Raw genomic sequence first — 25,828 nt, 5'->3', positions numbered from 1 at the left:
GATTTATATATGAGACGGGATCAATATAACGTTGCGGTTGCCCGCCCCTTTGAGAAGCCTTATACGAAAGTGCGGGACAAAAAACAAAAAGCGCCCCGCACTACCGTCACCATGGGCGAAAAGTTGCTATACCTGTCTAGCGTCATCGTCTGCGTGGCGTTAGCGTTGGTGGTTTTGTCCAAATATGCCAAAGTCAACGAATTGAATGTGGCGTTGCAAGAAACGAACGCGGCCATTGAAGAAGCACACAAGGTCAATTTCAAACTGGAGACGGAGAAAAAAAAGCTGGCGGATGTTGAGCGGATTCGAAAGTTTGCGGAGAGCAACGGCTTGGAATTGACCACCCCCAAATACCTCCCGTCGATTCGGCCATGATGAGAGATATTTCATCGACTAACAGCATCACCAAAGAAATGGATTCGTAGATGGGAGAGGCTGAATCATGGGCTCGCTGATTAAGAAGAGCAAAGAGCGTTCTCTTCTGATCGGACTCCTATGGTTGCTCTGTTTGGTTGTGCTGATTTTCCGCCTGTTTTGGTTGCAAACCTTTAACCATGATGAGCTGTTGGCTCAGGCGAAAGAAGAGTGGATCAAATCAGAAAAGATCAAGCCGAAGCGTGGCAGTATCTATGACCGAACCAAGGGACAACCATTAGCATGGGAAGTGGACGCTTACTATTTTGTTGCCGATACAAGCAAAGTCAAAGATGTGAAGGGGACGGCAAACGCGCTGTCGCCCATTCTGGGTATCGACCGGGATGTGTTGATTCGCAAATTGAGCGTGAAAGATGGTTCAGTTGAGCTTAGGGACAAAGGCAAATACAAATATCCCGAAAACGTGTACCGTCAAGTCGTAGCGTTGCGGGAAAAAGGGAAGATCCACGGTATTTATGCCTTCTCAACAACGATGCGTCAGTATACCCGTTCAACAGCTGCGCATCTTTTGGGGTTTGTGAATGTGGATGGCAAAGCCGTCGGCGGCGTCGAGCAGGTTTATGACAAGCTGTTGCGTGGCGAAGCGGGCTATGTCAAATATCTCAAGGCGAAAAATGGCATGATGATTTCGGACACGCCGGATGAAAACCAACCGCCGCAACAAGGGAGAGATCTCGTACTTACCATTGATTCTCAAATTCAATCGCAGGTCGATTTGGAGCTGGAAGAAGCGATCAAAAATTATCAAGCCAAAGGCGGAACGGCGATTGTAGCAGATCCCCACACTGGTGAGATTTTGGCCATGGCCAGCAGACCGACATTTGATTCAAACTCGTACGCATCCACATTGAATGACGAAAATCGGACCAACCGAGCGATTGAGAGCCAATTCGAACCGGGGTCAACCTTTAAAATCGTGACATTGGCCGCGGCGATTGAAGAGGGGATCTTCAACGCAAACAAGACTTTCCAATCGGGTGCGATCAACATCGCTGGCCAAATCATTCGCGATTGGAATGGCACCGGATGGGGGGAGATCAGCTTCCGGGAAGGTGTCAAGCAATCGAGCAATGTGGCATTTGTTCTGCTGGGCAAGGCGCTGGGGCCCAAGAAACTGGCTGATTACATTGACCGGTTTGGCTTCGGCAAGATTACAGAGCGATTTGGTAAAAAGACCGGAATCGATCTTCCGGCAGAGGCACGGGGCGTGTTTTTTGGTCGTGACCTCTATCCGGCAGAATTGGCCGCCACATCTTTCGGGCAAGGTGTATCTGTCACCCCCATTCAACAGGTTGCTGCTATTTCCGCTGTGGCCAACGGTGGAAAATGGATCAAACCCCATGTCTTGAAAGAGGTGTGGGAACCTCAGCTTAAACGCAAAGTGAAAGTGGTCAAGCCCGAGAGTAAACGTATTATTCAGGAGTCGACGGCCAAAAAGGCCCGTGAGCTGTTGCGTGAAGTGGTGCGCAGTGGAACGGGAACCAAGGCTGATTTGGCAGGTTATCGCGTAGCCGGCAAAACAGGCACAGCCCAAAAGCCGGACCCTGCCGGCAATGGATATTTGAAAGGCAAGCATATGGTCTCATTCATTGGTTTTGCTCCTTATGACCATCCGGACCTGGTTGTCTATGTGGCCATTGATGAGCCGTTTGTGGAAGGTGGAGAGGCGTCAGGCGGTACGGTAGCCGCTCCCGTCGCCAAAAGCATCTTGGAGAAAGCCCTGCCGATTCGCAAAGTCGAACGAAACCAGTATGCGGACGGCGTGAAATGAGAAGCGCCGCACTCCGTTGAAAGGCGGTCGGCCGGTCAATGATATAGATGGAAAGCCTGGCAGCGAGTCGGGCTTTGCCAACAAATCACCAGTTGCATCAAGGGCAACTGGTTTTTTATTGCCACGGGAAGCTTGTCATTTTTCTTTTCTCGTCCACATAGCTTGAAGGTAAGAAGAGACTCCGGAAGAGAGGAAGGAAAACATGCGTGGTCGACGGGTAGTAGTCAGGAAACGGTTGTTCTCCTTGTTACTCATCGCCGTCTTCATATTGACGGCGTTGATGGGTAGATTGGCTTATGTCCAATTATTTCAAGGTACGTGGTTAGCGGAAAAGGCGAAAGACCTGTGGAGCCGCGACATTCCTTTTGAAGCGAAGCGGGGGAAATTGCTTGATCGCAATCGAAAAGAGCTCGCTTACAATGTGAGCACGCCATCGGTCATGGCCATACCGGCACAGCTCAAGGACCCGGCCAAGACGGCGAAAATACTGGCCAGCATTTTGCAGGGGCCTGAAGAAAAAATCTATGAACAAATCACCAAAAGGGAAGTCATCAATCGCATCACGCCGTGGGGTCGGAAAATATCCGAAGAAAAGGCTCGTGAGATTCAAGGGCTTCGGTTGCCGGGAATTGCCGTCGTCGAGGACAGCAAGCGGTTTTATCCGTACGGCTCGATGGCAGCGCATGTCCTGGGGTTCACAGGTATTGACAATCAGGGGCTGGCGGGCATTGAACTCATTTATGATGAAAAGCTACGCGGAACCAAGGGCTACGTGTCATTCAGCACGAACGCCAGGGGGGAGAAGCTTCCCGGTGGAGTGGATCGCTACACACCGCCCCGTGACGGAATGAACTTGGTCACTACCTTGGATTATCAGATCCAAACCATCATTGAACGCGAGCTGGATCAGGCGATGGCTGAATACCAGCCGGAGAATATCTTGGCGATCGCGATGGACCCGCGGACGGGAGAGTTGCTGGGGATGGCCAGCCGCCCTACCTTTCGCCCCGATCAATACCGGACAACCAATCCGTTGATCTACAACCGCAATTTGCCAATCTGGAAAACGTACGAACCCGGTTCCACCTTCAAGATCATTACTTTGGCGGCCGCATTAGAAGAGAAGAAAGTACATCTCAACGAGTCATTTAGTGATCCCGGGTATATCATGGTCGGCGGTGCCCGCTTGCGTTGCTGGAAAGCGGGTGGGCATGGACATCAAAACTTTCGAGAGGTTGTGGAGAATTCCTGCAACCCCGGTTTTGTGACCTTGGGGCAACGCTTGGGCAAAACCACCCTTTTCTCATACATCCACAAATTTGGGTTTGGCCAGAAAACGGGCATCGATTTAAACGGTGAAGCCAAAGGCATTTTATTCAAAGAGAGCCGGGTTGGGCCAGTGGAGCTGGCTACCACCGCTTTCGGGCAAGGAGTGTCGGTGACACCGATTCAGCAAGTGGCCGCCGTATCCGCGGCGATCAATGGCGGAGTGCTGTATGAACCGCACCTGGCCAAAGGATGGGCTGATCCGGAAACAGGAGAGCTGGTGGAAGAGATTAAACCCAAGGTCAAGCGACGCGTGATTTCTAAAGAAACGTCCTATCAGGTTCGCAACGTTCTAGAAAGCGTAGTGGCACGGGGTACTGGCCGCAAGGCGTTCGTCGATGGATACCGAGTAGGCGGTAAAACGGGAACAGCGCAGAAAGTAGGGCCAGATGGACGGTACATGAGAAACAACCATATTGTTTCGTTTATCGGGTTTGCCCCCGCCGATGATCCCCGTTTGGTGGTGTACGTCGCGGTCGACAACCCGAAAGGCATCCAGTTTGGCGGTGTCGTCGCTGCGCCGATTGTGGGCGACATCATTGAAGACAGCTTGCGTTATATGAAAGTGCCTAAGCGCAAAAATCAGATTCCACCAGAAGACACACCGCTGACTCCGGCGTTGGTGGGCACACCCAATTTGACCGGACAAGATATTGAACGCATTCGCAACAGCTTGTTCTCATTTCCGCTTCAGGTGTACGGAGAGGGGCGTATTGTGGTCGATCAGATGCCAAAACCCGGCCAGCGGGTGAAAAAGGGCACCACAATTAAGATCTATCTAGGTGATGGGGAGAAGAAAAATGGACGGACTACTGCACCAAAGCAGGGAAATCGGCCCGATGCTTTGTGATTTCTTTGCAAACAATTTGCAAACAAAATGCAAACGGAGAGAAGCGGTAAACGGGTGCAGTTACTGGGTTTCCCCTGTTTGGCTGGCGTGAGCGGCCTGTCAACCCGCCGCCGCGGATGATGGCGTGACAAGTGACAAATAAAACAAAGGAGATTAAAATAGTGGATGTGCATCATCTTGTGCCAGGAATGATGAACCTGGCTTTTTGCTTGTCTGTCCGCTTTTTTGAAAAGGAGGAGCAACATGCAGTTGAAAGAGTTGATCCGGCCGTTGCTGGTACATACGGTGACGGGAGATCCCAATGTGGAAATCACCGGCATCCAAATGGACTCCCGTCTTGTGAAACCGGGAGATTTATTTGTTGCTGTTCGTGGTTTCACAGTTGACGGGCATCAGTATGTACCCGCCGCCATTCAAAACGGGGCTGCGGCCGTGATGGTGGAAAGTCCGGTTGACAGCGACGTGCCGGTCATCATGGTGCCGGATAGTCGGCGGGCGTTGGCGGTTGTCGCGGCGGAATATTACCGCCATCCAACGCGCGAATTAAAATTGATAGGCATCACGGGCACCAACGGAAAAACGACCACTTCCTATCTCATCGAGAAATTGCTCGGTGACGCCGGACATCCCACGGGGGTGATCGGCACAGTCCAGATGAAGATCGGAGACAAGATTTTTCCGGCCAAACATACGACCCCGGAAGCGCATGATCTGCAAAAAGGATTTCGGATGATGCGGGACGAGGGTTGTGAGTATTCAGTCATAGAAGTCTCTTCGCATGGTCTGGCATTGGGGCGGACACGTGGTAGTCAATTTCACATTGGCGTGTTCACCAATCTGACGCAAGATCATCTGGATTACCATAAGACGATGGAAGAATATCGCCAAGCTAAGGGGCTCCTCTTCAGCCAATTGGGCAACCGTTATGCGAGCGAGCCGGGGGAAAATGCGTTTGCTGTGCTGAATGCGGATGATGAGGCATCGGCCCACTACGCGGCGATCACACCGGCGCAAGTGGTTACCTATGGGATCGATCGCCCCGCGGATGTGCGCGCCTCGAACATTCGCATCACCGGGCGCGGGACCGCGTTCACATTGGAAACATTTCGCGGTTCTTGCGAGATGACGCTCCAATTGATCGGCAAGTTTAACGTGTACAATGCTCTTGCCGCTATTAGTGTCGGCTTGATCGAGGGATTGCCATTGGCTGAGATCAAACGGAGCTTGGAGCAGATTCCGGGGGTGAACGGTCGATTCGAGCCAGTGAATGCGGGCCAACCTTATACCGTATTGGTTGACTATGCCCACACACCGGATAGTTTGGAAAATGTGCTTACCACCATTCGCGAGTTTGCGCAGAAGAAGGTTACTTGCGTGGTGGGATGCGGTGGGGACCGCGACCGCACCAAGCGGCCGTTAATGGCTAGAATTGCGGCCAAGTACAGTGATTGGACGATTTTCACTTCTGACAATCCTCGTTCGGAGGAGCCGGAAGCCATCATCGAAGACATGTTGGCAGGTATCGACCCGGCTGAACGGGACAAAGTTGTCACGATTGCTGACCGCCGCCAAGCGATCACAGAAGCGATCCGGTTGGCTGAGCCGGGAGACATTATTTTGATCGCTGGGAAAGGGCATGAGACGTACCAAGAGATTCAAGGGGTGCGATACGATTTTGACGACCGCCAAGTGGCTCGGGAAGCCATCGAAGCGCGAGCGGAGGGAGGAAACGGCCAATGAGCATGGAACGGACATGTGAGTGGATAAGCCATGTCACAGGCGGAAAACTTGTCGGCCCCCCCACGGCGCGGCATCTGCTTGTGCGGGGAGTGTCGACGGACACCCGGACGCTTCAGGCCAACCAATTGTATGTCCCTCTGGTCGGAGAGCGGTTTGATGGGCATCAATTCCTGAATCAAGCGGTGGACAAAGGGGCGGCCGCAGCATTGTGGAGTTCTCACCAGCCGGTGCCGGAAACACCACCCATCCCACTGATCGTTGTGGATGATACACTGTCGGCTTTGCAACGCATCGCTTCCAGCTACCGGGATGAGATGCAAGTGCAGGTAGTAGCCGTGACCGGCAGCAATGGGAAGACGACAACCAAAGACTTGATCGCAGCCGTGTTATCGGAAGCGTATCGGGTGCATAAAACCAAAGGTAACTTGAACAACCACATCGGGGTTCCCTTGACGTTGACGTCCATGTCGGAAGATACCCAAGTGGCTGTGGTTGAGATGGGCATGAACCATGCTGGCGAAATCGAGGTTTTGTCACATCTCGCTAAACCGGATGTGGCCGTAATTACCAACATCGGCGAGTCCCATCTGGAGTTTCTCGGAAGCCGGGAAGGAATAGCCAAAGCCAAATTGGAAATTAAAAAGGGACTGAATGAGCGGGGGCCGCTCATCTATGACGGAGACGAGCCACTGTTGGCGGGATTGTTGGCCGATGATCCGCATCCCAAGGTGCGGGTGGGCTGGTCTGACGAGCTGGATGAGTCACCGGTAGATGTGGAGATGGTCGGCGTTGAAGGGTTCCGTTTCCGTTCGCGTCGATGTGGCACGCCGTTTGTTTTGCCACTTTTGGGCAGGCATAATGTCAAAAACGCCTTGATGGCCGTTGCGGTCGGCCGAGCTTTGGGCATGGAAGAGACCGCTATTGCCCGCGGACTGGCCAAAGTGCAACTGACGGGGATGCGCCTAGAATTGAAACAGGCAGCCAACGGCATGGACATCATTGATGATGCGTACAACGCCAGCCCCACATCCATGCGCGCAGCCATCGACTTATTGATGGAGCTGGCGCCGGAGAAGGAAAAGTGGGCGTTGCTCGGCGACATCAGAGAAATTGGAAGCACGGAAGAGCAATACCACAGGGAACTGGGAGCTTATGCCGTAGAAAAAGGGGTTTCGCGGCTGTATACAGTCGGTGAACGGGGCCGCTGGATCGCCGAAGGTGCGCGGTCGGCCGCTTCAGGGAGTGCGTGCGTCATCCACCATTTCTCTTCCCACGAAGAAGCGGCGCAATTGCTGTCCGCTGAGGGAAACGCGCATATCCTGTTGCTCGTAAAAGCTTCCAGAGCAGTGCAATTAGACATCGTGATACGAAAATTAACAGAAGGAGCGTAGAGGGAGACAATGGGGAATATAGATTATCGCATCTTCTTGGTTCCGCTTGCAGTGGCGTTTGGAATAGCGGTGATATTAGGCCCGGTGATCATTCCGATTTTACGCAGATTGAAGTTTGGGCAGAGCATTCGTGAAGAAGGCCCACAAGCGCATTTGAAAAAGGCGGGCACGCCGACCATGGGCGGGGTCATCATCATGACAGCGATCGCGCTTACGGCGGTTCCGTTTAGCAGCATTCAACTGTTGAACAAAAATGAGTCCGTCATTAACGCTGACTTATTCTTCTTGCTGTTTGCCACCCTGGGTTATGGGATTCTCGGGTTTTTGGACGATTACATCAAGGTCGTGATGAAGCGCAACCTGGGTCTGACGGCGAACCAAAAATTATTCGGGCAATTATTTATCGGTTTGGTCTTATTCTGGGTGTTGTTGCAAGTACGTACACCAAAGGGCGGGTTTATCTTCGACGTGACGGTTCCGGGAACGGATTGGACGATCCAGCTCAACTGGCTGTATCTGCCGCTCTTGTTGGTGATGATGATCGGGGCGTCTAACGCCGTGAACTTGACTGACGGCTTGGACGGATTGGTTTCAGGTACTGCAGTTTGTGCGTATGGCGCATATGCCATCATCGGTTACATGCAAAGCAATCCGACGGTTACCATCTTCTCTGTCGCTGTCGTCGGGGCATTGCTTGGTTTCTTGGTTTTCAACGCCCATCCGGCCAAAGTGTTTATGGGGGACACCGGTTCCTTGGCCTTGGGTGGGGGGATTGCCGCATTGGCGGTTATCACCAAGACAGAACTCTTGTTGCCGATCATCGGTGGGGTGTTTGTACTGGAAGCCATGTCTGTGATGATCCAAGTGGCTTCGTTCAAGCTGCGTGGCAAACGCGTCTTCCGCATGAGTCCGCTTCACCATCACTTTGAATTGGTCGGTTGGTCCGAATGGCGAGTGGTGACGACGTTCTGGTTTTGGGGATTGATTCTCGCTGTGATTGGAGTCGTGTTAGAGGTGTTCATTAAATGAGTCGTTTGACGAAGGAAAACTGGACAGGTCGTTCAGTTGTCGTACTGGGATTGGCAAGGAGCGGGGTGGCTGTCGCCAAGCTCCTTCACCGTTTGGGGGCGAAGGTCGTGGTCAACGACTTGAAACCACGTTCGGCTTGCCCAGAAGCGAGTGAGCTGGAAGCGCTCGGCATTCCGGTCATTTGCGGGGAACATCCTGATGATTTGATTCATGAGCATGTGGAAATGCTGGTCAAAAATCCGGGCATCCCTTACCGGGCCAAGCCCGTTCAGCAGGCGCTGGCGGCCGGTGTGCCCGTGGTGACAGAAGTGGAAATCGCGGGCGCGTTGTCTAAGGCGCCGATGATTGGCATCACTGGTTCTAACGGTAAGACGACCACGACGTCGTTGGTAGGGCAGATTTTGACGCGCTCCCAAGTGAAGTGCACCGTAGCTGGCAACATTGGTCAAGCGTTGGCCGATGTGGTGGAACAGGTGACAAGCGACGAATGGTTGGTCGCCGAATTGAGCAGTTTTCAATTGAAGGGAACCGAACAATTTCGCCCACGTATTGCGGCTTTGTTAAACGTATTTCCGGCTCACCTCGATTATCACGAAACCATGGAAGATTATGTGGCGTCGAAGCGCAAGATTTTTGCCAACCAAGAAGCCGGAGACATTGCTGTTTTAAACGCCGATTCACCGGTTTGCCGGGAAGTGGCGAAGACGATTTCCAGCGATATTTGGTTGTTTAGCCGCACTGCTCCGGTGGAGCAGGGGGTTTATGCACAAGATGGTGTGATCTACGTGATTAACGAAGGTCAGACGCAGGCGATCTTGCCTGTGGATGAAGTTGCGCTACATGGCGATTTCAATTTGGAAAACGCCTTGGCAGCTGCTGCGATCACACTGGCCGCCGGGGCCACGCTTGATGCAGTGGCGCAAACGTTGCGCGAATTTCACGGCGTGGAGCATCGGCTGGAATATGTGGCGACCATCAACGGTGTACGTTATTACAACGACTCTAAAGCGACCAACGCCCAGGCGGCTATCAAAGCGCTAGAGGCTTTCACAGAGCCGGTCGTGTGGATCGGCGGGGGCTTGGATCGCGGTGTTGATTTCAAAGAGCTGGTTCCGGTGTTACGTGGCCGCGCTAAAGCTGTCATCACTTATGGACAATCCAAGTCGATTTTGGCTGAACGTGGACGCGATGCCGGGGTGCCAGCCGTGCAGGTAGTCGATAATTTGGAGGAAGCGGTGACCAGGGCCGCTGGTCTGGCTCAAGACGGGGATGTGGTGCTTTTGTCACCGGCTTGTGCCAGCTGGGACCAATACACCTCTTTTGAAGAGCGGGGTAGCATATTTAAACAAGCCGTGCATAGGCTTCAAGTATAAGAAGCTTGCCCAAATCTGTAAGAGGTGAAAACGCCCATGAAAAATGTACGGACTTCTCCCGATTATGTGATTGTTGTCGCGATCTTGCTCTTATTATCCATCGGTGTCCTGATGGTTTACAGCGCGAGCGCTGCATTTGCTTATCACAAATACGGAGATGCCTTTTATTTTGCCAAACGGCAATTTCTGTTTGCCGCGTTGGGCGTTTTCGCGATGTTATGGATTTCTCGGCTGGATCCGCAGAAGTTTTATGAGTGGTCAAAACCCGGCCTTATCATATGTTTTGTTTTATTGATTGTCGTATTGATTCCGGGTGTCGGCATCTTGCGCAACGGAGCGCGCAGTTGGCTGGGGATCGGGGCGTTTAGCATCCAACCTTCGGAGTTTATGAAATTGGCGATGATCGCCTATTTGTCAAGGATGTACGCAAAACCCAAATTCCCCATAGCATCGTTTGCCAAAGGGTTTGTGCCTGGGCTGACTTTGCTGGGGCTGGCCTTCGGAGCCATTATGCTACAACCGGATTTGGGGACGGGAACTGTCCTGATGGGGACGGGTCTCGTCCTGATCTTTGCGGCTGGCGCGCGAATGAAACACCTGGTGGGCTTTATGCTGTTGGGAATTGTGGGTTTCGTGGGTCTCGTGCTGGCCGCTCCTTATCGAATCCAACGGATCGTGGCATTTCTCAACCCCTGGGAAGATCCGCTGGGTGCCGGCTATCAATTAATTCAATCGCTGTATGCGATCGGGCCGGGAGGATTGCTCGGATTGGGATTGGGAATGAGCAAACAAAAGCACCTTTATCTCCCGGAGCCGCATACTGATTTCATTTTTTCCATTTTGGCGGAAGAACTGGGGTTTATTGGCGCCGCAACAGTGATCTTGTTGTTTGCGATCATCGTGTGGCGCGGCGTGCGCGTGGCCATTACATCACCTGATCTGTTTTCCAGTTTGGTTGCGATGGGGATTACGGCGATGATTATGATTCAAGCGGTAATAAACATCGGCGTGGTATCAGGAGCCTTTCCCGTGACCGGCATCACTTTGCCGTTTTTGAGTTACGGGGGGTCATCGCTGACATTGACGTTGGCGGCCGTCGGGATTTTGCTGAATTTGTCCCGGTTTTCAAACAGATGATTCGGGTGAGGAGGAGAGAGGATGAAGCGCATTTTGCTATCTGGTGGTGGAACGGGTGGACATATTTATCCAGCATTAGCCATTGCGCGCACAGTGAAGAAACGATATCCTGATGTAGAAATTGCTTATATTGGAACAGAAGATGGACTGGAATCGCGAATTGTTCCCAAAGAAGGGAACATTCATTACTATACAATAGAGGTTCAAGGATTCAAACGGAGCATTTCTTGGAAAAATGTAAACACGATTCGTACATTCATCAGTGCAGTTAAACGATCCAAAGCATACATAAAGGAATTCCAGCCGGATGTGTTTGTGGGGACGGGCGGCTTCGTTAGCGGCCCACCGGTGTATGCCGCCCACCGCATGGGTATTCCTACGCTCATCCATGAGCAAAACGTCGTGTTGGGAATGACGACGAAGTTTTTGTCCCGATATGTGGATGTGGTGGCGATCAGCCTAGAGGAGTCGCAAAAATATCTGGGGCGTGCCAACCGCATTGTGTTTACGGGAAACCCCCGTGCGACTGAGGTGGTGCAGGCAAGTGCCACCCAAGGGCGCAAATCATTGGGGATTGCCGATGTGCATCAGCCGATTGTCTTGCTGTTCGGCGGTAGCCGCGGTGCCAAAGCGATCAATGAAGCGGTCCTGCAGATGGTGGACCGGATGAAAGAACTTCCCCATGTGCATTTTGTCTATGTCACGGGGGAAGTTCATTTTGACGCCATCCGCTCACGGATTCCGATGGAAGAATTCCCCAACCTGTCCGTCAAGCCGTTTTTGTACAATATGCCGGACGTTCTTGCGGCGACCACCCTTGTTGTGGGACGAGCTGGGGCTTCCACCTTGGCGGAATTGACGGCGCTGGGCTTGCCTTCGGTGTTGATTCCTTCGCCTTATGTGGCAAATAACCATCAGGAAGCCAATGCGCGATGGTTGGAAGAGCAGGGCGCTTCTAAAATGCTATTGGAGAGCGAATTGACCGGAGAGACGCTGTGGCGAGAAATTAAACGCCTGCTTGAAGATCCGGAAGAACATCATGATATGAGTGAAGCGGCACGTCGGTTGGGACGGCCGCAAGCAGCTGAGGTGTTAGTAGATGAATTGGAGAAAATTGCAACAGCCCGCTTTTAACAAGCGCATGCAAGCCAGTGGGCTTTTGTCACATTGCCTGCTCACTGGCATAAACTGTGGTAAACCACTGTCGGTTGGGTTGCAGTCGGAGATGTTTGGTGAGGGGGGACATAGCAAATGAAGCAAGTGATCGAGGAATTGAAGTTAGCGGGTGTGACCGATGTAAGAGAAAATGAACCGTTGTCCCGCCATACCACATGGAAAGTGGGCGGACCCGCCGACATGTTGATTTATCCGCGCAATGAAGAAGAGTTGGAGAATGCGATGCGGATTGTAAGAGAGCATCGGTTGCCTTGGCGCGCGATTGGTCGAGGCTCTAACCTGCTCGTCCGCGACGGGGGCATTCGCGGTGTTGTGTTCAAGCTGGACGAAGGATTTAACTGTCTTTCGATCGACGGCACCAAAGTGGTTGCGGGAGGAGGGTATTCCACGATCCTGCTGGCCACGATGACCGCCAAACAAGGCTTGACCGGATTGGAGTTTGCTGGGGGAATTCCGGGCAATGTTGGGGGCGCCGTCTACATGAATGCCGGGGCACACGGTTCAGAGATAGCCCGCGTGCTGGAATCGGCGAAGGTGCTTTTGGAATCAGGCGAATGGGTGACACTTTCCAATGCGGAAATGGCGTTTAGTTACCGGACTTCTATTTTGCAAACGGAGATGAAGGGGATTGTCACTGAAGCCACTTTCCGTCTGGAACGGGGCAACAAGGAGGAAATCACGGCCCAATTGGCCAAGTTCAAAGATCGCCGCAGACAGACCCAACCCCTGCAATATCCATGCGCGGGCAGCGTTTTCCGTAATCCTCCTGGCGACTATGCGGGACGGCTGATTCAGGAAGCCGGGCTCAAAGGGTACCGGATCGGAGATGCGGAAGTGTCCGAGATGCACGGAAACTTCATCATCAACCGTGGCAACGCGACGGCGGAAGATGTGTTGAACTTAATTGCTCATGTGAAGAAGACAATCGAAGAAAAATACCAGGTGGTGTTGGAACCTGAAGTGCAGGTGGTGGGTGAGGCGTAAACGGAGGTGACATATTGGGGAGATTTGTCATCGAAGGTGGAACGCCATTAACGGGGCGGGTGCGCATACAAGGAGCGAAAAATGCGGCCCTTCCTATCTTGGCGGCCACCGTGCTCGCTGCCGGAACGTACGAAATTCACGATGTGCCCCAACTGACGGACATCGATGCGATGTGCCGCATCTTGCAAAGCCTTGGCGCCAAAGTGGAACGCGCCGGGCACCGGGTCACAGTGGATACGGTTGGGCTCAATCAAACCCACATTCCGGATGATCTGATGAGCCGTATCCGCTCATCCATTTTTCTGATGGGGCCCTTGCTAGCAAGATTGGGCAAAGTGACCGTGTCACGCCCCGGAGGTTGTGCCATTGGCAAACGGCCGATCAATTTACACTTGAAAGGATTGGCTTGCTTGGGAGTGGAAGTGGCGGAAGTGGGGGACATCATCGCGTGTAGTGCCCCTGAGCTGAAGGGTGCAGAAATTGCCTTGGACTTTCCCAGTGTTGGAGCGACTGAGAACATCATGATGGCCGCGGTGTGTGCCACGGGGGAAACCGTGATCACCAATGCCGCGCGCGAACCGGAGATTGTCGACTTGGCCGCTTTTCTCAATAAGATGGGAGCCAGAGTGCAGGGGGCAGGTGAGTCCACCATCGTCATTCAGGGCGTCCCGAAGGTGCAGGCTACGAATCACTCGGTCATGCCAGATCGGATCGTCGCTGGAACGTTGATCATCGCGGCCGGAGCAACTGGTGGCGAGGTGGAGCTTGACAACGTGGTGCCGGAGCATCTGGAAAGTGTTATTGAATCGCTACGGCAGACCGGGCTCGCAATTGAAACGGCAAAGAGGGGATTGCGGGTGAAGGCGGAGCGAAAGCTAAATGGCATTCCGCACATCGTCACCACCCCTTATCCGGGTTTCCCGACGGATATGCAGCCGCAAATGCTAGCGCTACTCACCTTGTGTGAGGGAACAAGCCGCGTGACGGAAAAAATTTTCGATTCCCGCTTGAAGCACGTGGAGGAGTTGAAAAAAATGGGGGCCGAGATTCGGCTGGAAGGGGATACCGTGACTGTCCACGGTATCAGACGGCTGACGGGCGCCCATGTATGCGCGACAGACTTGCGCGCCGGTGCTGCCTTGGTGATCGCGGCGCTGAACGCGCAAGGAAGATCGGTGGTTGCCGGGGTCGAACATATCGATCGGGGATATGAGCGTCTCGATGAAGTGATCGCGCAACTGGGAGGACAAATCCATAGAGTGGCCTTGAAAAAACAGTAGCACATCCCGTGCTTCTGTTTTTTGTGTTAAAATTCATGTGAGCCCCGGTTGTTTGTGGTAATATATAGGGAAGACTATAAGATTCAGTGTGAATGAACAGACAGGCGATTGGTGTTGTGGAAAGGAGTCACTACCATGGATGAGCGTATTCCTCACTTTCGCTCACGGGTAGGAAGAAGACGTTCCCCTGCACCCTGGTTGTTCGTGTTCATCTTTGTGTTTTTTTCGGGAATGTTATTTATCCTATTCTTGCGTTCACCGCTTAGCAAAATAGAAACGATCCACATCAGTGGTCATCATCTGGTGAAAGCGGATGAAATATTGGCGAAAACACGGATGAAAAAAGGAATTTCTTATTTCAGCATCGATGGCGCACGCGCAGAGCAAGCGCTTATGCAGTTGCCTGAAGTGAAAAGGGCTAGCGTGATCACACGCTTTCCCAATCAGGTGTACATACGAGTAGAAGAGTGGCCTCCCGTCGCAATATTCGAAACAAATGATCAAAAACTCCTGCCCATACTCTCAAATGGAACGATTCTTGCCGCAAGGCCCTATCTGACGAGTCGGCCGCGTCAGCCGATTTTCAGGGGATGGGCCCGCATTAACCCGACTTTCACCTCAGCAGTAAAGCAAATTGCTCGATTGCCCGAACCAATACGTAAAAAATTTGTCACCATTTCCCCTGCCGCTACCGATGCGGAACAGGTGGAAATTCAGAGTGACCAGCAACACCGGATTTATGTCCGAGCTAAAGAATTAGCTGCCAAATGTGAATATTATCCCTCATTTTACCAGCATCCGCCAGGAGCGATCTACTTGTTGGAGAGCATCTGGTTTGCGCCGGAGAGGTCAGGGAAGCCCCAACTTCAAGCGGAGAAGGAATGAGGATATTTCCATGATTGGGAAAATATGTAAGTTTGAGGAAGAAAAATGAACAGTTTTAAGAGGGGAAATTCCCCCGGCTGTTGAATATGGTTTGTAAGTATTTCCTCCCTTTCCCTACTTACAGATCTCTTTATTCAAACAGAGTTTTACTTCTCGGGCAAGGAGGTGCCCAGGATTGAGCAATGAAGATTTTGTGATTGCTTTGGATTTAGGCTCATCACAGGTTCGCGTTATCGTAGCAGAAATCAATCCGGACGGAACAACGCACATTGTTGGTGTTGGAACAGCTGATTCACTGGGGATGAAAAAGGGAGCCATCATCAATATCGATCAGGCGGTTCAATCCATTCGTGAAGCGGTAGACCATGCCGAACGCATGGTTGGAATAGAGATTTCGGAAGTCTATATCGGAGTGTCTGGGCATCATGTCTCATTGCAACCCAGTCATGGTGTGGTAGCAGTGGCCAGTGAAGACAGAGAGATCGGCTATCATGATATTGACCGTGTTTTACAGGCAGCCCGTGTCATTGCCATACCGCCGGAACGGGCAATTGTCGAAGTGGTTCCGAAACAATTCATCGTTGATGGATTAGATGATATCCGAGATCCGAATGGGATGATCGGCGTTCGTTTGGAGGTAGACGCGCTCATTGTCACCGGAGCGAAAACGATTATCGAAAATTTACTTAGATGCATCGAACGTGCGAATTTGAGCATCGCGGGCATGGTTTTCCTGCCATTGGCGGTAAGCGAACTCTGTCTGTCCACGGATGAGAAGAACCTTGGCGTGGTCGTGGCTGATATCGGCGGTGGGACGACGACGTTGACGGTGTTCCAACAGGGACATTTGGCCGGCACTTCGGTGATACCCATCGGAGGGGAATACATCACCAATGACATCGCCATCGGCTTGCGAACGCAGACTAGCACCGCGGAAGAAGTGAAATGCAAATACGGTGTGGCCAGCAAGGATTTTGCCGATGTGAATGAAATATTTCAAGTGCAAACGATCGGCACGACGCGAGAGCGAACGGTCACCCAGCTGGAACTCTCGCAAATCATCGAGCCCCGGTTGGAGGAGATGTTTCATCTAATCAAGCAGCAAGTCAAAGCGATGGGATTCTCAGATGAGCCCGCTGGAGGGTACGTGTTAACAGGGGGGGTCATGGCCACCAAACAGATCATTCATGTCGCCCAGAGTCAATTGGGTGCCGCGGTACGCATCGCTGTCCCCAAAAACATCGGTGTCAAAGAGCCGGCGTATACGGGAGGGGTGGGGATGATCCACTATCTGCAGAAACGGGGCGTGCTCCAGCCGACCAACCCGAGACCTGCCCACCCTCCGCGACAGAAAGGGAAACGGCCGCCTTCTGCGTTAGAGAGAGTGAAGAGTTGGTTAAGTGAATTCATCTAGGTCATTCGATTATTGTTACATCAGTAGAGATTGTATTGGAGGGACAAGATCATGTTAGATTTTGATCTGGAAATGGAACAAATCGCCCAGATTAAAGTGATCGGTGTTGGTGGTGGCGGTAGCAATGCGGTTAACCGCATGATCGAAGCGGGGGTGCAAGGGGTCGAATTCATCGCTGTTAACACTGACGCCCAAGCGCTCAGCCGCGCCAAAGCCCCTATCCGTTTACAAATCGGGGAGAAGCTGACACGTGGCTTGGGGGCTGGTGCCAAGCCGGAGATTGGCAAAAAAGCGGCCGAAGAGAGCCGGGAGCAGCTTGAAAATGTATTGAAAGGCGCAGACATGGTGTTTGTTACCGCGGGCATGGGAGGCGGAACAGGAACGGGAGCTGCACCGGAAATCGCTTTGATCGCTCGGGAATTGGGTGCACTCACGGTCGGCGTGGTCACCAAGCCGTTTACCTTCGAAGGAAGACGGCGGGCGAGCCAAGCCGAACAAGGGGTAGCCGCGTTGAAAGAAAATGTGGACACGTTGATCGTTATCCCCAACGATCGGTTGTTGGATATTGTCGACAAAAACACGCCCATGCTGGAGGCGTTCCGTGAAGCGGATAACGTCTTGCGGCAAGGTGTGCAAGGGATTTCCGATTTGATTGCCGTTCCTGGCTTGATCAACTTGGACTTCGCCGACGTGCGTACGATTATGACCGAACGCGGTTCCGCACTGATGGGCATCGGGTCGGCAACGGGCGAGAGCCGCGCAGCCGAAGCGGCCAAAAAGGCGATTTGCAGCCCATTGTTGGAAACGTCTATCGATGGTGCGCGCGGGGTACTGATGAATATTACCGGTGGAACCAACTTAAGTTTGTACGAAGTGTATGAAGCGGCCGATATCGTGACGCAAGCCTCTCATCCGGAAGTCAACATGATTTTCGGTGCGGTGATCAATGAAGACTTGAAAGATGAGATCTTGGTCACGGTGATCGCGACGGGCTTTGACCATGAGCAACAAGAGAAACATATTTCAATACAACCCCCCAAATCCAGCAAGCCGATGTTTGTCAATCAACAATCGCAAAAAGAAGAATCGACTTTCTCCCCATTTAGCCGCGTTGAAAAGGAAAAACAAAACGCAAATAATGATTTCATCGATCCTTACGGGCATTTGGAAGTGCCGACATTCTTGCGCAACCGCAAAAAATAGAGGAGCGACCCAAGGCGGGGAGCTTTGCATCAACTGGGAGTTTTGTTCCAAGAAGCGACCACGGATCGCAGGATTTCATTATTGGAATCAGGCTACTTGTCAATCAGCGAGGAGATACCTTAAACAGGTATCTCTTTTTTTGTTGGGCTTTTCCAATCCCGAGTGCAGGACGAAGCTGGTACTTTGGTAGAAGTTCCCAGCATGGCATGCGCAGGGATGCCGGCAGGATTTAGCGGTGAACCTCAGCGTTCGACGAAACAAGTCAAAGAACCAATCCAAGAAGCGACAGACTTTGAACCAGAGCTTGGGATATACTGATCTCACTTCAATCTGAAGGGGGAAGGGCATGGTTGTTTACGCCGATATGATTTTCCTCCTCAACGGAACCATTGATTACTTGCTATTGTGGTTGACGGCGGGCATTCGCAAACAACCCACCAAAGTTTGGCGGTTGTTGCTGGCCGCGTGCGTGGGTGGCGCCTATTCGATGTTGCACTTATGGCCGCAATTTGCGTTGGCATATTTCTTTCCAGTCAAAATCTTGGTTTCTTTGGCGATGGTGTGGATCGCGTATGGATTTCACCACCCGTTGGCGTTCATCCGCAATCTTGGGGTTTTTTACTTGGTTTGCTTTATCGCCGGCGGAGCGATGATCGCTTTTCATTATGTCACTACGGGAGACAGCCAAGTAGCTGGTGGGCTGTTTTTGACCCACTCCGCTCAGGGCTGGGGATCTCCTGTATCATGGGCCCTCGTTTTGTGCGGATTTCCGCTTGTGTGGCTGTACACTAGGTTTTCGTTGCGTTCATTGAAGGAAAATCATCGGATTCAACAGTACATGACCGGGGTTCGCATCCATCTCAACCAGCACTGCTTGGAATGCGTCGGGCTTGTTGATACCGGAAACCAACTGCGCGATCCAATCACCCGGACACCCGTGATGATCGTGGAACTGGATCGATTGAAAGTCTGTTTTCCGGAAGAATTAGAACAGATGTTGCGCCAGTGGGATTGGGAAGCGGGCTGGTCCAATTTGCCGGCGGATTGGATAAACCGGATTCGGGTCATCCCGTACCGGGCAGCGGGGAAAGAACAGGCGATGATGATCGCCATCAGACCGGATGTTGTGGAAATTTTGCAGGGGGATGAGTGGCATAAAATTAAAAAAATTCTCATAGGTATAGATGTCGGGCGCCTTTCGTCTGATGGGACTTACCAAGCGATTATTCATCCGTCCTGTTATGATCTTGAGCCGCGGGAGCAGATAGAACAAATCGTTGGGGGGGTATGAGGATGTTTGTCAAATGGAGATTGGCGGTGCAATTGTTTTGGTACCGTCTACTTATGCAAATCGGCTTGAAAGGGGAAGAAGTTTATTATATCGGAGGGAGTGAGGCCCTGCCTCCGCCGTTGACTCGGGAGGAAGAAGAGCATCTGTTGGAAAAGTTACCGAGCGGGGATTCCGCCGTTCGCGCTTTGCTCATTGAGCGCAATCTGCGGCTGGTGGTCTACATTGCACGTAAATTTGAAAACACCGGGATTCACATTGAAGATCTGGTCTCGATCGGAACGATTGGCCTGATTAAAGCCGTCAACACCTTTGATCCCACCAAGAAAATCAAGCTGGCTACCTATGCCTCCCGATGCATTGAGAATGAAATCCTCATGTTTTTGCGGCGCAACAACAAAATCCGTTCCGAAGTCTCTTTTGATGAGCCGCTCAATACAGACTATGACGGGAATGAATTGTTGTTGTCGGACGTGCTAGGCACGGAGAATGACACAATCTACCGCGACATAGAAGATGAAGTGGATCGCAAGATTTTGCGGACGGCCCTGTCGAATCTATCAGATCGGGAGCGCAAAATCATGGAGTTGCGTTTTGGTTTAAATGGCGGCGAAGAGAAGACACAGAAGGATGTCGCTGATATGCTCGGAATATCACAGTCTTACATTTCCCGTTTGGAGAAAAGAATTATTAAGAGATTGCGTAAAGAATTCAATAAAATGGTTTAATTTCCTTCTTATTATAAATCCCCTTCCTCAGGACATACTGAAAATTAGTTCCAGCCTGAGGAGGGGAATTCATGGCGCGAAACAAAGTGGAGATATGCGGCGTTGATACTTCTAAACTCCCCGTTCTTAAAAATCAGGAGATGCGGGTACTGTTTCAACAGCTGCAAGCGGGTGACCGTTCCGCGCGCGAAAAACTGGTCAATGGGAATCTACGCTTGGTATTGAGTGTAATCCAACGATTTAACAATAGAGGGGAATGCGTGGATGATCTGTTTCAGGTTGGTTGCATCGGATTGATGAAAGCGATTGACAACTTTGATCTCGGCCAGAACGTCAAGTTTTCTACCTATGCCGTGCCCATGATCATTGGCGAGATCAGGAGATACTTGCGTGACAATAATCCGATCCGTGTGTCCCGATCGTTGCGAGATATCGCTTACAAAGCGTTGCAAGTTCGGGATTCGTTGACAAATCAGCATTCGCGCGAACCCACGATTTTGGAAATTTCACGTGCGTTAAACGTCCCGAAAGAAGATGTGGTGTTCGCATTGGACGCGATCCAAGATCCGGTTTCTTTGTTTGAACCGGTGTATCAGGATGGTGGCGATCCCATTTTCGTCATGGACCAATTGAGCGATGAAAAGTCCAGAGACGCCCAGTGGCTGGAAGGAATCGCTTTAAATGAAGCGATGAGCAAGTTGAATGACAGGGAAAAAATGATTTTGTCCATGCGCTTTTTTGAAGGAAAGACGCAGATGGAAGTGGCTGAAGAAATAGGGATCTCCCAAGCCCAGGTTTCTCGCCTAGAGAAAGCGGCCATTGCTCAGATGAACAAGTTTATCACCTAAATTGAATAGATTCGCAAGTCAATGCTTGCTCAAAAGCCCAATCGCCTAGGATTGGGCTTTTGTATAGAAATAGGCCGTACATTTGCGGGAATCAGCACATATACATATAGAAATAACCATTGCGCGGAAAGTGGGGAGACGTGTGAAAATATCAGAGTTGCAGGCGAAAGATGTCGTCAACATTGCTGATGGTCGTAAATTGGGCCAAATCTACGACTTGGATTTGGATTTGCGCCGGGGTGTGATCCATGCCATTGTTGTGCCGGGTGAAAGCAAATGGTTTGGTTTTGTTAGCAGTGGCCACGAATGGGTGATCCCATGGCGGCAAATTGTGAAGATCGGTTCGGATGTGATTTTGGTTCGTTTGGAAGAGAGTGTCGAGCGGCGCGGTTATTATCTGCCGGATGAGGCTGCTGTTGATTAAAAGTTACTGGCGGATCGGGAAAAGCGCTAGAGGGAGGCGGATCGCGCCTCCTTTGTTGACGAAGGAAGATATGGTAATATGAAACGAAGGGGGGGAGTGTATGGAACCATTTCAATACCGTGACAGCAAAGTGCCCATGTTTGAGCTGACTGCGTGGCAGAATCAATTTCCGCACCTCCGCGTCGGTTTTAGCGCGAGAAGGGCGGGCGAAGATGCCGACTGCCGCAACTATGCACTCCACGTGGGAGACCGGCCGCGGCAAGTGGTTAACAACCGCCGGGAATTGAGCGAAGAACTGGACTTTTCCTTTGATGCATGGACCTGCGCGGAACAAGTCCATGGCGTACATATTGAACAAGTGTCGGCGGCGGATCGCGGCAAAGGGAAGGATGGACGCCAAACCGCCTACCAAGAGACTGACGGCCTTTTTACCCGTGAGCCGGGGGTTTTGTTGGCAGCGTATTTCGCCGACTGTGTGCCTTTGTACTTTTATCATCCGCAATTGGACTTGATGGGAGTGGCTCATGCCGGCTGGAAAGGGACGGTTGGCCAAATTGGCGCCCACATGGTCAAACGTTTTTGCGAACAAGGCGCGAAGCCAGAAGAGATATGGGTGGCTATCGGTCCGTCGATCGGGCCTTGTTGTTATGAGGTTGATGAGCGGGTGATTGGCCCGATGCGTGAAGCGATACACAGCCAAGAGGCGCTAGAGCGGATTGCGGTGAGCCATGTTCCCGGCAGATGGCAATGCGATTTGAAGCGAGCCAATGCCGAAATTTTTTTGCAGGCGGGGATTTTGCCTGAGCATATGGCTGTAAGCAAATGGTGTACAAGCTGCGATCATTCCTACTTTTACTCCCACCGCCGGGACAAAGGAAAAACGGGACGGATGGTCGCTTGGATCGGAAAGCAGGAAAGGTGATTCTCATGAACGAATTTGGTAAACATTGGGAAAAGGTGCAAGAGCGTATTCAAGCAGCTTGCCGGCGGGCTAACCGGGATCCGCGCGAAATTGGGGTGGTGGCCGTCACCAAATACAGCGATGTGGAGGATACCGCACGCTTGCTTGACCTAGGCCTAACCCATGTCGGGGAGAATAAGGTACAGGATGCTGTTCCCAAATGGAAAGTGCTCGGCGACCGTGGCACTTGGCACTTCATCGGGCACATGCAACGCAACAAAGTAAAAGAGATCATTGGTCGGTTCCAATACCTACATTCACTGGATCGGCTCTCCCTGGCGCAGGAGATTGACCGCCGGGTGCGCCAAAAAGAGGCTGAGCCTTTGTCCTGTTTTTTGCAGGTGAATGTGTCGGGCGAAGAAAGCAAATTTGGAATTTCCCCGAAAGAATTAGAAGAATTTGCGAAAGAAGTGGCGAATTATTCTACGATTGAGGTGGCCGGACTGATGACCATGGCGCCCATCGTCGAAAATCCGGAGGAAGTGCGGCCCATCTTCCGCGAACTGAAGCGGTTGCAAAAACAATTACAACGGTTAGACCAGCCCCGTTTACGTGTGCCTCATTTGTCCATGGGCATGTCTCAAGATTTTGATATCGCGATTGAAGAAGGGGCCACATGGGTCCGGCTTGGATCCGTGTTAGTTGGAGGAGGCAAACGGGGACGGTAGCCTTTGAAGGAGGCGAAATCAATGACTTTCATGGAGAAGATCATGGGCTTTTTCGGTGTGAGCGAAGAAGACGAGCCATACGATGATGATGAGCTTGAACACGAAGATGGGACAAGCCATCATCTGAAGGGGAGGAGCAATATCGTATCCTTGCACACGCAAAAAAACATCCGCCTCGTCTTGTTCGAACCCCGTAGCTATGAAGAATCTCCCGAAATCGCAGATCACTTGAAAAGCCATCGTCCGGTTGTTGTCAATCTCCAACTCGTCCGCCGCGATCAAGGCGTACGCATCATCGACTTTTTGAGCGGAACAGTATATGCTTTAGGGGGCAACATTCAAAAGTTGGGCAACAACATTTTCATTTGCACCCCGGCCAACGTGGATATCACGGGCTCGATCACCGATTTCCTGAAAGATGATGAGCTAAAAGATTTGAGGTGAACAGAAAGCTCATGTTGATTTATCAAGTGGTTGACACGTTATTTACCATCTACCAATTTGTGCTGATTATTTACATCCTTGCGTCATGGTTGCCGCAGGTGTTTGAATCCCCCGTCGGACAATTGCTCGCGCGCTTGTCGGAACCGTACCTATCCGTCTTTCGCCGATTCATCCCGCCGATCGGATTTATCGACATCTCGCCGATCGTGGCGTTATTCGCCCTTCATTTCATACGATTGGGCGTCATGACCATCATCAGTTGGGTGATCTGATAAAGTGAGACGAGAGAAGGAAACATTGTTTATGCATTTCCGCCCGGAGGAGCGGATCGTGGTCGAACGCGCGCTTGATTGGGCGTGGAAAGTGGCGCATCAGCACCAAACGGTGTTGACCAATTTCCTCGATCCTCGCGAGCGGGACATTGTCAACATGGTGGTGCGGCGCCAACCCGACCTGAATGTATGGTCGGATGGCGGGCATGCGGATGCGGAGCGCCGCCGCGTGTTTATCGCACCCGACTATGTTGTGGAAGACCCTGAGATGTTTGGGCTCACATACTTGCGCATAGAAGCAAATATTGGAAAGAAATTGGAACATCCCGATGTATTGGGGGCGCTTCTCGGGCTAGGCATCAAGCGGGAAAAGCTGGGGGACATCCTTCCTCATGACACCGGATGCGACCTGGTTGCCGCTTCCGAACTAGAGGGATTACTCCTGATGCAAGTTGGACAAATCGGTCGCGAGCATGTTAACATAAGAACGATTGCTCGCGATGAACTGGCTCATCCCTCGCAAAAGAAGAGGGTGCACGCGGTTACGGTTGCTTCCTTGCGCATCGATGCGGTGCTTGCCGAAGGGTTTCGGATCTCCAGGTCAAAGGTGGCGCAACTCATAAAAAGCGGAAAGTGCAAAGCCAATCATAAGATTGTGGATCAGCCTGACTTTACGGTTGCGCAAGGGGATCTGCTTTCACTTAGAGGATTCGGACGGTTATATGTCGAAAGTATTGGCGGCAATACCAAAAAAGGGCGCATTTGGTTAGACTTGGTGGAATTCGCATGAATGTCAAGTCTTTTTTGAAAGTCGCTTATAGAATTTCGGCGGGATATTTGGTAATATTGTCGAATAGAAAAGATTGTATTTGTCCAGGAGGTGCGGATGATGCCGCTAACGCCTTATGATATACACAATAAAGAGTTTAAAAGATCGTTCCGTGGATATGATGTAGATGAAGTAAACGAATTTCTTGATCAGATTATCAAAGATTTTGAATTGCTGACCCGCGAGAAGCTGGAGTTGGAACAGCAAGTGGAAGAGTTGCAAGCGGAGATCGAACGCTTGATGGAAGGCGAATCCATGTTCCAAACGGGTCCGCAACCACAACCGGTACAGCAAGTGCAACAAATGCAACAGATGCAACCGCAACCGACGCAACCACCGATGCCCCGTTATTCGGAGCCGATGCCGATGCAACCACCTGCGGCGACACTGGCTTCCATGGAGCAAAGCATTCACAAGTCGATTCGCGTGGCGCAAGAAGTGGCGGAAGAAGTGCGCTTGAACGCCAAAAAAGAAGCCGAGTTGATCGTACAAGAAGCGGAGAAAAACGCAGACCGTATCATCAACGAGGCGTTGCAAAAAGCGCGCGCCATTCACAGCGAATTGCTTGATCTCAAACAGAAAGCGACTGTATACCGCGCCCGTTTCCGCACATTGGTGCAATCCCATTTGGATATTTTGGAAAACTCCGATTGGGAATCCTTGGAGGAATTGGAGCAAGGTTTGGAAGATAAAGGGAAGCAAATCGAGCAGTATGCCGAGAGCCAACCGACGGAGCTTCTGTTGGAGCAACCATCCCATGGGTACCAAGAGTATGCAACGCAAGAATTTGACAACAATGATTTCCATACGGGACAAGACTTTCATACAGGTCAACAGGATTTCCATACAGGTCAGGACTTCCACGCAACGCAAGAATATCACACCAATGAATTTCATAACATGGAAGATACCAGTGTGATTGACAACAGCATGTTGGATGAAGTGGCAGCCACTTACATGGATGAAGAGGAAGAGCCGCGCCGGGAGTTGCGCAGCAGAAAATCCCGTACATTAAAGAAAAAAGCGATGTTTTAATCTGGCTTAACCTGCCACCGTTCGATGAAATTACGCAAATAAAATAGAGGCCAACGGTAAGGAAAGGGAAGAGTAGATAGATGTGCTCGCGTTCCAGCGAATTAGGGGTGGTGAAAGCCTAATCCGAGTATCTATCGAAAATCACCCTGGAACTGTCACCTGAACCTTGGAGTAAGGTCGACCGCGTCATTCACGTTACGGATGTGCAAGTGGCTTTGTCGTCTGTTGAGCCAGGACATAAAGCTAGTAGGGTGGTACCGCGGGAAACCTTCTCGTCCCTTGAGGATGAAGAAGGTTTTTTTTATTGTCCGAACCGATCTGAACACAGGATATTCCA

Annotated in this window: 24 protein-coding genes and 1 other annotated feature; all 24 genes read left to right on the top strand. The window is 51.5% G+C overall.

Translation table 11 applies throughout. The features are described 5' to 3' along the window. Positions 1 to 9: 9 nt before the first annotated feature. The 24 genes from ftsL to CLV36_RS00250 all read left to right on the top strand — a co-directional run bounded on the left by ftsL (position 10) and on the right by CLV36_RS00250 (position 25,491). Positions 10 to 375 (top strand): cell division protein FtsL, encoded by a 366-nt coding sequence (gene ftsL / locus CLV36_RS00370; protein WP_106341377.1) that lies wholly within the window; start codon positions 10 to 12, stop codon positions 373 to 375. A gap of 67 nt (positions 376 to 442) precedes the next feature. Next, positions 443 to 2,206: a peptidoglycan D,D-transpeptidase FtsI family protein gene (locus tag CLV36_RS00365; protein ID WP_106341376.1), complete on the top strand. Its 1,764-nt coding sequence runs from the start codon at positions 443 to 445 to the stop codon at positions 2,204 to 2,206. 202 nt (positions 2,207 to 2,408) lie between these two features. Next, positions 2,409 to 4,382, top strand: coding sequence for a stage V sporulation protein D (locus tag CLV36_RS00360; RefSeq protein ID WP_106341375.1), 1,974 nt, complete (start codon positions 2,409 to 2,411; stop codon positions 4,380 to 4,382). 243 nt (positions 4,383 to 4,625) lie between these two features. Continuing rightward, positions 4,626 to 6,122 (top strand): UDP-N-acetylmuramoyl-L-alanyl-D-glutamate--2,6-diaminopimelate ligase, encoded by a 1,497-nt coding sequence (locus CLV36_RS00355; protein ID WP_106341374.1) that lies wholly within the window; start codon positions 4,626 to 4,628, stop codon positions 6,120 to 6,122. Continuing rightward, positions 6,119 to 7,513, top strand: a complete 1,395-nt coding sequence (locus CLV36_RS00350; protein ID WP_054095996.1) for a UDP-N-acetylmuramoyl-tripeptide--D-alanyl-D-alanine ligase — start codon at positions 6,119 to 6,121, stop codon at positions 7,511 to 7,513. The genes CLV36_RS00355 and CLV36_RS00350 overlap by 4 nt, the downstream gene beginning before the upstream one ends. A gap of 9 nt (positions 7,514 to 7,522) precedes the next feature. Then, complete coding sequence (gene mraY, locus CLV36_RS00345; RefSeq protein ID WP_022736459.1) at positions 7,523 to 8,542, top strand: phospho-N-acetylmuramoyl-pentapeptide-transferase; 1,020 nt, start codon at positions 7,523 to 7,525, stop codon at positions 8,540 to 8,542. Then, the gene (murD, locus tag CLV36_RS00340) at positions 8,539 to 9,915 is read left to right on the top strand and encodes a UDP-N-acetylmuramoyl-L-alanine--D-glutamate ligase (protein WP_022736458.1); all 1,377 of its coding nucleotides are present in this window, start codon (positions 8,539 to 8,541) and stop codon (positions 9,913 to 9,915) included. The genes mraY and murD overlap by 4 nt, the downstream gene beginning before the upstream one ends. A gap of 36 nt (positions 9,916 to 9,951) precedes the next feature. Then, a complete protein-coding gene (gene spoVE / locus CLV36_RS00335) occupies positions 9,952 to 11,052 on the top strand; it encodes a stage V sporulation protein E (protein ID WP_106341373.1) in 1,101 nt (366 codons plus the stop codon). A 21-nt stretch (positions 11,053 to 11,073) separates the two neighbouring features. Continuing rightward, a complete protein-coding gene (murG, locus tag CLV36_RS00330; RefSeq protein WP_022736456.1) occupies positions 11,074 to 12,186 on the top strand; it encodes an undecaprenyldiphospho-muramoylpentapeptide beta-N-acetylglucosaminyltransferase in 1,113 nt (370 codons plus the stop codon). Positions 12,187 to 12,303: 117 nt separating this feature from the next. Next, positions 12,304 to 13,212 (top strand): UDP-N-acetylmuramate dehydrogenase, encoded by a 909-nt coding sequence (gene murB / locus CLV36_RS00325; protein ID WP_106341372.1) that lies wholly within the window; start codon positions 12,304 to 12,306, stop codon positions 13,210 to 13,212. A gap of 14 nt (positions 13,213 to 13,226) precedes the next feature. Further along, positions 13,227 to 14,492: a UDP-N-acetylglucosamine 1-carboxyvinyltransferase gene (gene murA / locus CLV36_RS00320; RefSeq protein ID WP_106341371.1), complete on the top strand. Its 1,266-nt coding sequence runs from the start codon at positions 13,227 to 13,229 to the stop codon at positions 14,490 to 14,492. A 135-nt stretch (positions 14,493 to 14,627) separates the two neighbouring features. Then, positions 14,628 to 15,377 carry a cell division protein FtsQ/DivIB gene (locus CLV36_RS00315; RefSeq protein WP_106341370.1) on the top strand — a complete coding sequence of 250 codons (750 nt, stop codon included), beginning with the start codon at positions 14,628 to 14,630 and terminating at the stop codon, positions 15,375 to 15,377. Between the two features lie 175 nt (positions 15,378 to 15,552). Further along, positions 15,553 to 16,791 (top strand): cell division protein FtsA, encoded by a 1,239-nt coding sequence (gene ftsA / locus CLV36_RS00310; RefSeq protein WP_106341369.1) that lies wholly within the window; start codon positions 15,553 to 15,555, stop codon positions 16,789 to 16,791. Between the two features lie 51 nt (positions 16,792 to 16,842). Beyond that, entirely contained in the window at positions 16,843 to 17,994 is a 1,152-nt protein-coding gene (gene ftsZ, locus CLV36_RS00305; protein ID WP_106341368.1) for a cell division protein FtsZ, read from the top strand. A 346-nt stretch (positions 17,995 to 18,340) separates the two neighbouring features. Then, positions 18,341 to 19,285, top strand: coding sequence for a sigma-E processing peptidase SpoIIGA (gene spoIIGA, locus CLV36_RS00300; protein ID WP_106341367.1), 945 nt, complete (start codon positions 18,341 to 18,343; stop codon positions 19,283 to 19,285). Positions 19,286 to 19,287: 2 nt separating this feature from the next. Continuing rightward, positions 19,288 to 20,010: an RNA polymerase sporulation sigma factor SigE gene (sigE, locus tag CLV36_RS00295; RefSeq protein ID WP_022736449.1), complete on the top strand. Its 723-nt coding sequence runs from the start codon at positions 19,288 to 19,290 to the stop codon at positions 20,008 to 20,010. Positions 20,011 to 20,081: 71 nt separating this feature from the next. Continuing rightward, positions 20,082 to 20,858, top strand: a complete 777-nt coding sequence (sigG, locus tag CLV36_RS00290; RefSeq protein ID WP_106341366.1) for an RNA polymerase sporulation sigma factor SigG — start codon at positions 20,082 to 20,084, stop codon at positions 20,856 to 20,858. Positions 20,859 to 21,000: 142 nt separating this feature from the next. Continuing rightward, positions 21,001 to 21,282, top strand: a complete 282-nt coding sequence (locus tag CLV36_RS00285) for a YlmC/YmxH family sporulation protein (RefSeq protein WP_223247953.1) — start codon at positions 21,001 to 21,003, stop codon at positions 21,280 to 21,282. Between the two features lie 100 nt (positions 21,283 to 21,382). Continuing rightward, positions 21,383 to 22,204 (top strand): peptidoglycan editing factor PgeF, encoded by an 822-nt coding sequence (gene pgeF, locus CLV36_RS00280; protein ID WP_106341365.1) that lies wholly within the window; start codon positions 21,383 to 21,385, stop codon positions 22,202 to 22,204. Between the two features lie 5 nt (positions 22,205 to 22,209). After that, a complete protein-coding gene (locus CLV36_RS00275; RefSeq protein WP_102992852.1) occupies positions 22,210 to 22,911 on the top strand; it encodes a YggS family pyridoxal phosphate-dependent enzyme in 702 nt (233 codons plus the stop codon). A 21-nt stretch (positions 22,912 to 22,932) separates the two neighbouring features. Beyond that, positions 22,933 to 23,355 (top strand): cell division protein SepF, encoded by a 423-nt coding sequence (locus tag CLV36_RS00270; RefSeq protein ID WP_102992851.1) that lies wholly within the window; start codon positions 22,933 to 22,935, stop codon positions 23,353 to 23,355. Between the two features lie 11 nt (positions 23,356 to 23,366). Then, on the top strand, positions 23,367 to 23,627 hold the full coding sequence (locus CLV36_RS00265) for a YggT family protein (protein ID WP_106341364.1): 261 nt from the start codon (positions 23,367 to 23,369) through the stop codon (positions 23,625 to 23,627). A 4-nt stretch (positions 23,628 to 23,631) separates the two neighbouring features. After that, positions 23,632 to 24,417 (top strand): YlmH family RNA-binding protein, encoded by a 786-nt coding sequence (locus tag CLV36_RS00260; protein WP_146130559.1) that lies wholly within the window; start codon positions 23,632 to 23,634, stop codon positions 24,415 to 24,417. Positions 24,418 to 24,516: 99 nt separating this feature from the next. Continuing rightward, positions 24,517 to 25,491, top strand: a complete 975-nt coding sequence (locus tag CLV36_RS00250; protein WP_425436525.1) for a DivIVA domain-containing protein — start codon at positions 24,517 to 24,519, stop codon at positions 25,489 to 25,491. A 50-nt stretch (positions 25,492 to 25,541) separates the two neighbouring features. Next, positions 25,542 to 25,774 (top strand) — a binding site (T-box leader). Positions 25,775 to 25,828 lie beyond the last annotated feature (54 nt).

Source organism: Laceyella sediminis, from assembly GCF_003003125.1.
GTDB lineage: Bacteria > Bacillota > Bacilli > Thermoactinomycetales > Thermoactinomycetaceae > Laceyella > Laceyella tengchongensis.
The sequence above is the reverse complement of the archived record's forward strand: the minus strand, read 5'-3'. Positions and strand labels throughout refer to the sequence as shown.